The organism is Methylobacterium sp. E-065 (assembly GCF_022829605.1).
Taxonomy (GTDB): Bacteria; Pseudomonadota; Alphaproteobacteria; order Rhizobiales; family Beijerinckiaceae; genus Methylobacterium.
This window is the reverse complement of the sequence record NZ_JAKSYD010000053.1, coordinates 1-12004: the sequence shown is the minus strand read 5'-3', so window position 1 is coordinate 12004 and position 12004 is coordinate 1. Positions and strand designations below refer to the sequence as shown.

The 12004-nt window shown below is 67.1% G+C and carries 12 protein-coding genes; 9 read left to right on the top strand and 3 right to left on the bottom strand.

Annotated elements, in window-relative coordinates:
• The first annotated feature begins 88 nt into the window (after positions 1-88).
• The 3 genes from MKK84_RS04645 to MKK84_RS04635 all read left to right on the top strand — a co-directional run bounded on the left by MKK84_RS04645 (position 89) and on the right by MKK84_RS04635 (position 1632).
• Positions 89-739, top strand: a complete 651-nt coding sequence (locus tag MKK84_RS04645; RefSeq protein WP_243916914.1) for an NAD(P)-dependent oxidoreductase — start codon at positions 89-91, stop codon at positions 737-739.
• Positions 740-914: 175 nt separating this feature from the next.
• A complete protein-coding gene (locus MKK84_RS04640) occupies positions 915-1154 on the top strand; it encodes a type II toxin-antitoxin system Phd/YefM family antitoxin (RefSeq protein WP_243916913.1) in 240 nt (79 codons plus the stop codon).
• Positions 1155-1158: 4 nt separating this feature from the next.
• Positions 1159-1632: a type II toxin-antitoxin system VapC family toxin gene (locus MKK84_RS04635; RefSeq protein ID WP_243916912.1), complete on the top strand. Its 474-nt coding sequence runs from the start codon at positions 1159-1161 to the stop codon at positions 1630-1632.
• 589 nt (positions 1633-2221) lie between these two features.
• On the opposite strand, the gene repC is transcribed toward MKK84_RS04635, so the two are convergent.
• From repC to repA, 3 genes are all read right to left on the bottom strand, one after another.
• Positions 2222-3454 (bottom strand): plasmid replication protein RepC, encoded by a 1233-nt coding sequence (repC, locus tag MKK84_RS04630; RefSeq protein WP_243916910.1) that lies wholly within the window; start codon positions 3452-3454, stop codon positions 2222-2224.
• Between the two features lie 185 nt (positions 3455-3639).
• Entirely contained in the window at positions 3640-4683 is a 1044-nt protein-coding gene (gene repB / locus MKK84_RS04625; RefSeq protein ID WP_243916908.1) for a plasmid partitioning protein RepB, read from the bottom strand.
• The gene (gene repA / locus MKK84_RS04620) at positions 4680-5900 is read right to left on the bottom strand and encodes a plasmid partitioning protein RepA (protein ID WP_409566440.1); all 1221 of its coding nucleotides are present in this window, start codon (positions 5898-5900) and stop codon (positions 4680-4682) included. The genes repB and repA overlap by 4 nt, the downstream gene beginning before the upstream one ends.
• Before the next feature lie 664 nt (positions 5901-6564).
• Between repA and MKK84_RS04615 the strand changes: the two genes are divergently transcribed.
• The 6 genes from MKK84_RS04615 to MKK84_RS04590 all read left to right on the top strand — a co-directional run.
• Positions 6565-7293, top strand: coding sequence for an SDR family oxidoreductase (locus MKK84_RS04615; protein WP_243916905.1), 729 nt, complete (start codon positions 6565-6567; stop codon positions 7291-7293).
• 227 nt (positions 7294-7520) lie between these two features.
• A complete protein-coding gene (locus MKK84_RS04610; RefSeq protein WP_243916904.1) occupies positions 7521-8675 on the top strand; it encodes a transporter substrate-binding domain-containing protein in 1155 nt (384 codons plus the stop codon).
• Entirely contained in the window at positions 8672-9298 is a 627-nt protein-coding gene (locus tag MKK84_RS04605; RefSeq protein WP_243916903.1) for an ANTAR domain-containing response regulator, read from the top strand. The genes MKK84_RS04610 and MKK84_RS04605 overlap by 4 nt, the downstream gene beginning before the upstream one ends.
• Before the next feature lie 174 nt (positions 9299-9472).
• Positions 9473-10318 carry a nitrilase family protein gene (locus MKK84_RS04600; protein ID WP_243916902.1) on the top strand — a complete coding sequence of 282 codons (846 nt, stop codon included), beginning with the start codon at positions 9473-9475 and terminating at the stop codon, positions 10316-10318.
• A gap of 41 nt (positions 10319-10359) precedes the next feature.
• Positions 10360-11535, top strand: coding sequence for a substrate-binding protein (locus MKK84_RS04595; RefSeq protein WP_243916901.1), 1176 nt, complete (start codon positions 10360-10362; stop codon positions 11533-11535).
• A 109-nt stretch (positions 11536-11644) separates the two neighbouring features.
• Positions 11645-12004 (top strand): ABC transporter permease subunit (locus MKK84_RS04590; protein ID WP_409566439.1); only part of this gene is annotated, 360 nt, incomplete at its 3' end.

Here is a 12004-nt window from a genome sequence, read left to right as displayed (position 1 = left end):
GCCTGCCTTCGGGCAAACGGCCACATGGCGGGCAGCTCGACGCGCCCGATCTACCGGTCTGCCTTCCGCATCGCGCCCCACGGTTCGCATGGCCCACATCCTCGTCATCGGTGCCAGCCAGGGCATAGGCTTGGAGACCGTGAAGGCGGCCCTGTGCGCAGGGCATCGCGTCCGGGCCTTTGCCCGCTCTGCGAACAGGATGGAGCAATCGGCCCCGAACCTAGAGCGCTTTCCGGGGGACGCCTTGAACCGGCATGACGTCGAGGTGGCGCTTGATGGCGTCGACGTGGTGGTCCAGGCGCTCGGCGTCCCCGCGCGGGACTTGCTCGGGTCGGTCCGGCTGTTCTCAGATGCGACCGGCATCCTCGTGCCCGCCATGGAGAAGGCCGGCGTCCGGCGACTGATCGCGGTCACCGGTTTCGGCGCCGGCGACAGCCGCGACGCGATCAGCCCGTTGCAGCGCCTGCCCTTCCGGCTGGTCTTCGGACGCGCCTACGACGACAAGGACGCTCAGGAGATGCGCATCCGCCGCAGCACACTGGACTGGACTCTGGTCCGCCCCGGGGTGCTGACAGGCGGACAGGCGACCGGGCGGTACCGTGTCCTCGAAGACCCTGCGTTGTGGCGAAACGGGCTGATTGCGCGGGCCGACGTCGCGCATTTCATCGTCGAACACGTCGAGGATGCGCGCCAGGTCGGCAAGGCCGTCGTTTTGATCGAGCGGGCCCTCCCCTTCTGAGGCCGGTCGGTCGCGGCGATCGCGTTGTCGGCCGGCAGCATCAGACCCCAGCGCGAGTGCCGAGCTGCGTAGAGCCCGTCCGAGGCGTCTGCCAAGGCATCCGAACGGCTGAGGCCGACCTTGCAGGCGCGCGGCCGCATGCCTAATATGACCATAGTGGTCACGGAGCCGTCTCATGCAGGAAATCCAACTTCGCGACGCCAAGGCTACGCTCTCGGCGGTGATCGATCAGGCCAAGCAGGGCGAACCGTCGATCATCACGCGCCATGGCCGGCCCGAGGCCGTGCTGCTGAGCTTCGCCGAGTGGCAGAGGCTGTCGCAGGTCCCGTCCTTCGGCAGGCTCCTCATGGCGGCGCCCATCACGGACGACGACCTCCCCTCCCCTTCCGGTGGCCTGAGAAGCGCCGAGCTGTGACGCCGTGTATCTGGTCGATACCAACGTCCTGTCGGCCGGCGCGCCGACCGAGGCTGTTCCTGCCGTCGAACTGATCGACTGGATGGACCGCAACAGCGCCGACCTCCACCTGTCCGTGGTGACCATCGCGGAGATCGAGGATGGCATCGCGAAAAGTCGCAGGGATGGTGCTGCGCGGAAGGCGGAGCGACTCTCCGAGTGGCTGGAGGTCATCCTGCACCTGTATGCGGCAAAGATTCTGCCCGTCGACATTCCGGTCGCTCGGCATATCGGGAGGTTGTCCGACGCGGCGCGTGGACAGGGGCACGCGCCCGGCTTTGCCGATCTTGCGATCGCCGCCACGGCTCAACACCATGGTTGGACGGTCCTCACCCGGAATGTCCGACATTTCACGCCGCTCGGCGTCGCTGCGCATGATCCGTTCGACACCGTGCCGCCGGATGCGCGCTCGTCGAGCTTTCCAACGCGCCGGCCATGATCCGCGGTCCCGCAGCAATCGGTTTCGACCCGACACGCGACAGCTGCCGCTGACGGTTGCGCCGCTGGAAGGTTCTTCGCCCGGATCCCGCAGGATCCGCTCGCCACCCCAAAATGGACTGCTCCCACGCCCGCATCCGTCCGCGTGCGCCGCCCCCACACCGAATTGACGAGGTCGGAGCGGAAAACCAGCCGGTGGACGAGGGCGCGCTGCCGCTCCTCCATTGGTGTCAGCATCGGCTTGGCCTCGGTTCGCAGTTGCGGCGACCGCACTCCCCCTTTTGCGCCGCGACGGCACCTATGGATGTGGACATGGCTCGCATCGCCGTCTCTGCGGTGCTCGATCGTGCGGGCATGGCGCCGGCCCGCGAAAAGTGCGGGCCGTTGCCCACCAGAGCACCCTCCCCGCGCTGTTGGATTCGCGCGAGCCGGCCACAGGATCCTCAGGGTCGACACGGATCCGTGGGCTTCCTGCTCTCTTCCGGAGGCGAGGATGAGTTCCATGCTCTCATCCTCGCCTCCGGCGATCGCCAATCGCACGAGCGGGTGGGTGAGAGCAGATCCGGGTCCTGATTCTACGCGGGACCATCTCATTGCCCCGCCGCCGGCGAGCCGAGCTTCGCCCTGTTTAGAGCTTGCAGCACCGGGCCGAGGCTGTATCGGCCCGCTTTTTTGCGCTCCACGAGCGAGCGGAGATAGCCTCCCGGACTGTTGATCCGCTCGACCCTCTGCAGGATCGCCGCAACCGTGATGGCCGCGACGTCCGCGCCCATTTCAGACCGCGCTTCCCGCCACGCATGGGGGCTGATGCCCATGGCTGCCCGGGCAAGGTCAGCCACCGAAATGAGCTCGTTCCAGGTTCGGATCTCACCGCGTGCGTAGGCTTGGATATCCGGGCAGGCGTCGAGCACGAACCCGAGCGGGTAGGTCGCTCGAACCGTCGCGGCATCGACCGCCAGACGATCGATGCTCGGACCCGCCGCTACGGCCGCCTTCTTCTCTTCTACGATGGCATTTTCATTATCAGTGGATTCGGGCTTTGAACTCTGATTGTGCCACTCATTCTGCACGCCACTGCCGCTTGATTCTGCCGTTTCCCAATGTGCCGACAACAGCTTACTCAGGTCGGCCCGCAGGTGATTCATACTTGCTGCCGCCGCCATTAAAGCGTCGGCGGACGGCGATCTCGGCAGGCTATCGAGAATGCCGCGGTAACGGCTGCGGAGCAGCTCGGCCGATATCGTGCCGCCTTCGATCTCTTCCAGAGCCAGGATCAGCTTCGCGCAGTCGCGACGCAGGAGGGTCACCTGCTCACGGGCGACGCGAAGCGTTCGTGCAGCCTCTCGGACCGTTTCGGCAAGGGCTGCGAACTCACCGGCGCGGGCAATCAATGGCGACAGGTCGAACCCGAAGGCCTGGGTGACAGCGCCGGTCTGGCCGCGTCGGACGTAGCGCTTCCCGTTCGGGCTGTCGCGCCGGATCACGATACCGGCTTCCACCAAAGCGGCGAGGTGCCGACGAAGGCTTGCTTCCGCCATGCCGTGCGCTCGCAGGGCCAGCGCCGTGTTCGAGGGAAACACGACGAGTTCGCACCCTTCCCCGGGGCTCAACGTGGTTTCTGGATGGAAGGTCAACAGGGCATCCAAGACCGCGAGGGCGCGGTCGGAGAGTCCAAGGGCCGAGCGTGCGGCGGCGAGATCGCGGAAGACGGACCACTTGTTCACGGTGGTCTCGTTTGGACAGCCGGCCGCCTGCGCCTGCGCGTGGAATTGCGCAGCCGTCAGCGATCGCCGCCCGAAGGGCGTCGTGATGTGCAGGCTCATGGTGTGGCCGAGCACCGGGCAAAGTTCGGACGTTCGCCGAATCGACGTCAAAGTGCTTGACGATGTGCCGGGAGATGTGATTCTCTACGCTTGCTTAGGACGAGAGAGGGTCTTCCGGACGCGGTTCGGGGGGCCCTTTCTTTTTGCGGTGTTCTCGTCTCCTTTCGTTCGTGTGACGGGTCGGGTTAGCCCTTGCTTTGCCGATAGGCCGCAAGGATCTCGGGAAGCCGGTCGAGGACGTAGTCCGCCAAACCAGGCTCAATCTTTTCGTCGAAGGCGAGCGCGACGCGGTCGGCTGAACGCTCGACCCGGGCCAGCCTTCGACCGTGTTCGTCTTTCCAGACCTGGGCCTTCGGCCTGCGCTCCTGTTTCGGCGCCACGGCAGCGAAGATCGCTGCAAACCGCTCGTCCGTGTTCTTGGCTTGGAACGCCGGATCACCCAGGATCTCAGTCAGGGCAGGGCGGCTCGCATCCTTCACGCGCTCGGCCAGGAGCATCCAGCGCGGACGGCCCGCCGCTGGAGCAGGACCGATCGCCGCGAGGATGTCCTCCGGAACGCTTCGCGCCACCGAGATCAGGGTCGAGAGGTCGCCCTTCCCCACCCCCATGGCCGCGGTGATCGTCTCGCGCGGAAATCCGTGTGCCTCCAGACGCAGGGCGAAGAACGCGCGCTCGATGTAGCTGAGGTCGCGCCGCTCGAGGTTCTCCTTGCCTTGGGCAATGACAAGCTCGGCATCGGTGAGCGGCCGCACCACCGCGCGCACAGGTCGCTCGAGGAGCTGGGCCGCGCGTGTCCGTCGTCGGCCGAACGCGATCTGATAGCGGCCGGCCGCCGTCGGGTGAGGGCGGACCAGCACCGGCACCTGCTGGCCACTTTCCCGGATACTCTCGACAAGCGAGTCGAGGCTGGCGTCGTTCGCGTCGGCAACCCGGTCGGCAATGAAGGAGGCGTCGATGAGCTTAGGGTCGAGGTCGATAACGGCCGAACCCTGCTCCAGAGCGGCGGCGGCATCCGCCTTCGCGGCCAACCCGCGAAGGGTATTGCTCATTGCGCCGATGGCGCCGCTCCGACGACGTTCCGGTGCTGGGGTTGGGGGAGGGGGGTTTGCAGGTGCAAACTCATCGTTCGACTCGACCGGGTTTGCATCTGCAAACTGCTCCGGGCTCGACGCCGGTTTAGGCGTCGCTCGAGAGCCGAAGAGCGCGTCGAGGTTCGAACGACGACTCATGACCGGCCCCACGCCAGTCGGATCAGACCCTCGATCTCGCTATTGACGGCATCCAACGCCTCGAGTGCCCGATCGTAGGTCGAGCGGGTGATTCCCTCTCGGCCGATCTCGTACAGGGTCTGCTTCGACAGCCCCGCATCGGACACCGCCGAGGATTTCAGCATCGGCGCGGTCAGCACCGCGTCCTCGAACAGCGTGCGCAGCATTCCGACGATGCGGGTCTGCGGGGCATCGTGCTGTTCGTAGCGGGTGATGAGGTAGCGCAGCCAATCGTATTGAAGCCGCCCGCCATGCTCGGTGACGACGCCGAGCAGATCCTCCGTCATGGCCAGGAACTGGCTCATCGAAGCGACGTCGAGCATCTGCGGATGCACGGTCACCAGAAGCGCCGAAGCCGCACAGAGGGCCGATAGCGTGAGGTAGCCCAGCTGCGGCGGACAATCGATCACGACCACGTCGTACTGGCTCTGGACCGATTCCAGTGCGTGCGCGATGCGATCGAAGAACAGCGGTTCGCCGGGACGGCGCTCGCTCAGCGCGCGCGGGGTCTCGTGCTCGAACTCCATGAGTTCGAGGTTGGCGGGCACGAGGTCTAGTCCTGTGAAGTAGGTTCGGCGAATGATCGCTTCGAGGGGACGCCGTTCCGCGTCGTAGCGGATGGCGCCGTAGAGCGTCTCGTTCTCGCCCACCTCCAGTTCCGGCTGGACGCCGAGCAGGGCCGACATGCTGGCCTGTGGATCGAGGTCGAGCGCAAGGACCCGGTAACCTTTTAGGACCAGATGTTGAGCAAGATGCGTCGTTGTGGTCGTCTTGCCGGAGCCGCCCTTGAAGTTCGCGATGGCGATGACCTGGAGGTGCTCGTTCTCGCCTCGAATGGGCTGATAGCGACGACCGCCACGTGTTTTCTCGTCGAGATAGACGCGAAGCCCATGGATATCGGCGAGACTGTAGGAGCGACGTCCAGTCGATGACACGTCGGGTTGCGGACCATGCCCCTCGGATGCGAGTTGCTGGATGCGCGACACGGTCACACCAACGATGCGGGCGACCTCGGTGGAGGTGAAACGGCGCAGCGACTTCGCCGAGCTGGGCGGAAAGAGCCCGGAGGAAATGGCCTGGAGCTGTTCGCGCAAGACCGCGGCGTGATCACCGATCATCGCGGCTGGCGATACGGGGGGAGGGGGCGCAACCGTGTGAGCCCCCGTATACTGGTTCATCCTCTCAGGCCTCGCTTGCAGAAAAAGCGCCAAAATAGCGGACAAACTGCAACTGACTGCAGACAGTCACGATTCGCAAGCGCGAGTCGAGTCCCAAATGGCGACTCGGCAAGCCCGGCCGGAAATTGGGTTGTGGGCGAATCGGTTTGATGGTGTTTGGCCCGCCGGTCGAAAGGTGACTTTCCGACCTGTCGGAGCAGCGTTTCACCGCCAAAAAGCGTGTTCCAGCGCCGGATAAAGACGTCTCAACCGCCGAAATGCGCGAAGACGCCATTCCACCCAGCTGCAAGTGCGACGCACGGCGGCAACGACGCACGCACCGCATCGACTTCGCGATCGACATGCTGCGCGGCTGGCGACGTTCCACGATCCCGTACCAGGGCTTGCCAGAAACGCTGGCACCAGATGCGCGGTGGACGCTCACGAAGGGGCGCTTCGTCCGCGACAGGCCCCCCCTTTTGTCGAGCTGATACGCGGCACAGCGCGACGGTCATCCAAACTCTGACCCGAGGTGTCGCGGCGGAGCGCCAACCGCGGAGAAGGGCTCTCTTGCAACGGGCGGACGCGCAGAAAAATCGGATTGGGTCGGCGCTTGGAAAGCGGGGTGAAACAGGATCTGAGTCGCTCCTCTCCATAAGGAGACGGAGACTTCAGGGAGCGGACCATGGCAGATCTTTCGGGCAAGACGGTCCTGATCACGGCGGCCGGGCAGGGGATCGGACGGGCGAGCGCGCTCGCCTTCGCGGCCAGCGGCGCTCGGGTCCACGCCACCGACATCAACGCGGACGCCCTTGCCGAACTGCGCGCCGATGGCCTCAGCACCGCGACCCTCGACGTGCGCGACGCGGCCGCCATCGCGGCCCTGGTCGAGCGGATCGGTCGGATCGACGTGCTGTTCAATTGCGCCGGCGTGGTCCATGGCGGGACCATCCTGGAGATGCCCGATGCGGATCTCGACTTCGCCTTCGACCTCAACGTCAAGGCGATGATCCGCACGATCCGCGCCGTGCTGCCCGGCATGCTCGAACGACGCGACGGCGCCATCCTCAACATGGCCTCGGTGGCGTCCTCGATGAAAGGGGTGCCGAACCGCTTTGCCTACGGAGTCACCAAGGCGGCGGTGATCGGGCTGACCAAGGCGGTGGCGGCCGATTACGTCGCTTACAACATCCGCTGCAACGCGATCTGCCCCGGCACCGTCGAGAGCCCATCATTGCAGGAGCGGATCCGGGCACAGGGCGATTATGAGCAGACCCGGGCCGCGTTCATCGCCCGCCAGCCGATCGGGCGGCTGGGCACGCCGGAGGAGATCGCCGACCTCGCGGTCTACCTGGCCGGGGCGACCTACACCACCGGCCAAGCCCTCGCGATCGACGGGGGCTGGACGATCTGACGCCCTCGCGTTGAAACCGTGCCGGATCGATCGGCCCTCCGGGACTTTCGCGTCGGAGCCGCTACGCCGCAGTTGAGGGAGGGCTACGTGAGGCCGATCCATCCCCTTCGGCCTCGGAACGCGCTCGCCCCCGGCGGCCCTTGCTTTCCCAGTGCCACGCCCGTGAGATAGGACGGCCGATCGCAGCACCCTCCGGTGAGCGGGCATTCAGCAAGGGTCAGGATACCATGGCGGCCAGGGACGAAGCGACGTGGCGCGTCGGCGTCCTGTTCTCGCGAAGCGGCGTCAGCGGCATCACCGAGACCGAGCATTTTCTCGGCACCGCGCTCGCCATCGAGGAGATCAACACCGCCGGCGGCGTCCTCGGACGCCCGATCGAGCCGATCTGCTACGATCCCGCGGGCGACACCGACGCCTATCGTGCCCTGGCCCGGCGCATGCTGGCAGAGGATGGGGCCGAGGTGGTGTTCGGATGCTCGCTCTCGGCGAGCCGCAAGTCGGTCCTGTCCACCGTCGAGCGGCACAACGGCCTGCTCTGGTACCCGTCGATCTACGAAGGCTTCGAGTATTCGGAGAACATTATCTACACCGGAGCAACCCTGAACCAGAATATCTTCGCGCTGTCTGACTATCTGTTGCAGAAACATGGCTCTCGGATCTTCATGATCGGCTCGGATTACATCTATCCCCGCGAGTCGAACAGGGTCATGCGCGACTTGATCGAGGCCAAGGGCGGGACCATCGTGGGCGAGCTTTATGCCCCGCTCGACGCCGACGAGGACGCGCACGGGGCGATGGTCTCCGAGATCCGGCGGGTCGCCCCGGACGCGGTGTTCTCCACCGTGGTCGGGCGCGGGGCCGAGCGGCTGTACCGCGCCTACGCGGATGCGGGGATCGACCGGGCGCGCTGCCCGATCGCGAGCCTGACCCTGGCCGAGGGGCAGATCCACGCGATCGGCCCGGAGCGTTGCACCGGCCACGTCCTCGCCGCGCCATATTTCGCCGCCTTGCCCGGCGACGAGAACGGGCGGTTCGTCGCGGCCTTCGCGGCCCGGTTCGGGCCTGAGCGCCCCACCAGCATGTGGTCGGAGACCGCCTACGCGCAGGTGCATCTCTTCGCCCGGGCGCTGGCGGAGGCCGGCACGCTCGATGCCGCGCGGCTCGGCGCGGCGGCCCTGCGCCAGCGCTTCGCGGCGCCGGAGGGCGAGCTGGCCTTCGACGGTGAGACCCGGCACATCTGGCTCACCCCCGGCATCGGGGTCGCGCGCGCGGACGGGCAGTTCGACGTGGTCTGGCGGGGCCGCCGGCCGGTGCGGCCCGATCCCTACCTCGCGTGGTCGCGCTTCGAGACGAACTGGCTGGACGAGGGGATCGCCGCGTGAGCGCCCCCGCGCGCAGGATCCTGGATGACCTGCGGCGGGCGCGCGCCCTCGTCATCCACCCCCGCGACGAGGAGGGCGCGGCCCTGCTCGAGCAACTCCGCCGCCTCGGCTGCGCGGTCTCATTGGTCTGGCCGCCGCCCGCCGCGCTGCCGCCGGAGATCGACACCCTGTTCATCCAGCTCGACGACGCGCAGGTGATGCACCTCCTACCCTCGATCGAGGAGGCGGAGCCGGCCGTCATCGCCATCGTGGCCTACGAGAGCCCGACCTCCCTGAAGGCGATCGCCGATGTGAACGCCCACGGCGTGCTCAACAAGCCGCTCCATCCCCGCGGCGTGCTCACCCAGTTCGCCCTGGCGCGCTACCGACGCGGCTACGAGGGACGGCTGATCAGCAAGATCAACCGGCTGGAGGAGACCATGAAGGGCCGTCGCACCGTCGAGAAGGCGGTCCGGCTGCTGGTGGACCTGAACCGGATCGACGAGGACGCCGCCTACAAGATGCTCCGGGACCGGGCCACCGCCGCCCGCGTGCCGATGGCGAGCGTCGCCGAGAGCGTGGTGGCGGCCCACGAGGCGATGAGCGGTCTGGGACTGCGCATCGCGTTGGCGGACAAGACCTGATCGCAGCAGCCTGCTGCTTTTATGGTCTTGCGGTCCGGAATGTGACGCGTATCGTAGTCGAACCGGGCAAGGTTGCCCCGCAGCAGCTCTGCTGTACCACATCACGGCTTTGAAGCCTCTGGTTCGCGGATGATCCTCTCCGCGCCCAGGGGCTTTTTGCGTTTTGGAGCGTCCATGGTCCAAGCGAACGATCCCGCACGCCCGCCGATCCGGGTCTCCTGCATCCAGTTCGCGCCGCAATTCGGCGATGTCGCGGGCAACATGGCACGCGCGTCGGATCTCGTCCGTGCCGCCGCCGCCGAGGGCAGCCGGCTGATCGTCCTGCCGGAACTCGCCAGCACCGGCTACGTGTTCGAATCCCAGGCCGAGGCGCGATCCCTCGCCGAGCCGGTTCCGGACGGTCCGACCACCCGCGCCTGGGGGGCGCTCGCCGCGGATCTCGGCCTCCACATCGTGGCGGGAATCGCTGAAGTGGCGGGCGACACCCTCTACAACGCCGCCGTGATCGTCGGGCCGGAGGGCTACATCGGCACCTACCGCAAGGCGCATCTCTGGGACCAGGAGAACGTGTTCTTCGCCCGGGGCGATCTCGGCTTCCCGGTCTTCGAGACGGCGCTCGGCAAGGTCGGCGTGGCGATCTGCTACGACGGCTGGTTCCCCGAGACCTTCCGGCAGCTGGCGCTCGGCGGCGCCGAGATCGTCTGCATCCCGACCAACTGGGTGCCGATGCCCGACCAGCCCGCGGGCGAGGCCGCCATGGCCAACACCCTGCACCGGGCCGCCGCGCATTCGAACGGCCTCTTCATCGCCTGCGCCGACCGGGTCGGCGTGGAGCGCGGCCAGCCCTTCGAGGGCCAGAGCCTGATCATCGGGCCGAAGGGCTGGCCGCTCGCCGGCCCGGCGAGCCGCACGGAGACCGAAACCCTCTCGGCGCTGGTCGACCTCGACGCCGCCGGACGCAAAGACCTCAACACGTTCAACTCGCTGCTGCGCGACCGCCGAACCGACATCTACCGCTGAACCGCAGACCCGCGCCCCGTCCCCCCACAAGGAGTTCGTTCATGGTGAAATCGTCCCCCCTCGGCGTTACCACGCTGGCGCTCGGCGCCACGGCGCTGGCGTTCGCCGCAACGGCCGCACAGGCCGCCGACAGCAAGCCGATCGTCATCGGCATCCCGATCGGCCTGTCGGGCGCCAACAGCGTCGTGGCGCCCTCGGTGGTGCAGTCGGCCGAACTCGCGGTCGAGGAAATCAACGCCAAGGGCGGCGTGCTCGGCCGCAAACTCGCCCTGGAGGTCGCCGACGACGCCTCGGGGGCGGCGGGCGCCCAGAAGGCGTTCGACAGCCTGATCTACCAGAAGAAGGTCGACGTCCTGATCTCGATGGAGACGAGCGCGGCCCGCAACGCCGGCCTGCCCGCCGTCACCAAGGGGAAGGTGCCCTACATCTACACCTCGTTCTACGAGGGCCATTCCTGCAACAAGAACATGTTCGTGGACGCCTGGGTGCCGGAGCAGCAGGTTCCGCCGGTGGTGGATGCCTTCAAGGCGAAGGGCGCCAAGACCTACTTCCTGATCGGCAGCGATTACGCCTTCGGCCGCGGCATGCTGGGCTTCACCAAAAACTACGTCGAGAAGACCGGCGGTAAGGTTCTGGGCGAGGAATACCTGCCGATGGACGGCAGCGACTGGACGGCGATCATCTCCAAGCTGAAGGAAGCCAAGCCCGACGCGCTGATCACCTCGACGGCCGGCGGCGCGCCGAACGTCACGCTGACCAAGCAGCTGCGCGGCGCGGGCGTGGCGCTGCCCTTCGCCAATCTCGCGCTGGACGAGGGCACCGCCAAGAGCATGGGCGCCGATGCCGACGGCGTCTACCTCTCGGCCTCCTACGTCACCGGGATCGACAGCCCGGAGAACAAGACCTTCCTGGCGGCGATGCAGAAGAAGTTCGGTGCGGAACTGCGCACCCCGAACGACCTCTCGGTGCCGGAATACGAGGCGATCTACCTGTACAAGGCCGCCGTCGAGAAGGCGGGCGGGACCGAGACCGCCAAGGTGCTGGAGGCGCTGCCGACGGTGAGCGTCACCGGCCCGCGAGGCACGATCCGGATGAGCAAGCAGCACCACGCGCCGCTGACCATGTATCTCGGCCAGATCCAGAAGGACGGCACCGTGAAGGTCGCCGGCACCTTCAAGGACGTCGATCCCGGCGAGCAGTGCCCGAAGCTGCCGTGAGGGGAGGGGGGCTGGGGGGATCCGCTTCTTTCCCTCCCCCTCTACGGGGGAGAATGGCGCCCGGAGGGTACCGCGCGAGGGGAGCGACGGCGCCGAACTGTGTCCTGCCTTGCGTCAAGCGCTCGCCGCATCCTTAACCCGGGTCCCTTCCCCCTACCCCTCCTACCGCAGGGTCTGCCCTCCCCCGCAGAGGGGCGAGGGTGCCGAGCGGCGCGTCTGTTCCCTCGTTGGCCCCGCCCAGCCGGAATCCCCGATCCTGCTCCCCCTCGACACCCTGACCACCTCGGCGATCCTGTTCAGCGTCTCGATCGGCGTCCTGGCGATCTTCGGCGTGCTCACGATCATCAACTTCGCCCATGGTGCGTGGCTGACGGTCGGCGCCTATTGCGCGGTGCTGACCGCCAAGCGCGGGCCCAATCCCTGGGCGTCGCTCCCGCTGGCTTTCGTGGTCGGCGCGGCCCTGGCTTGG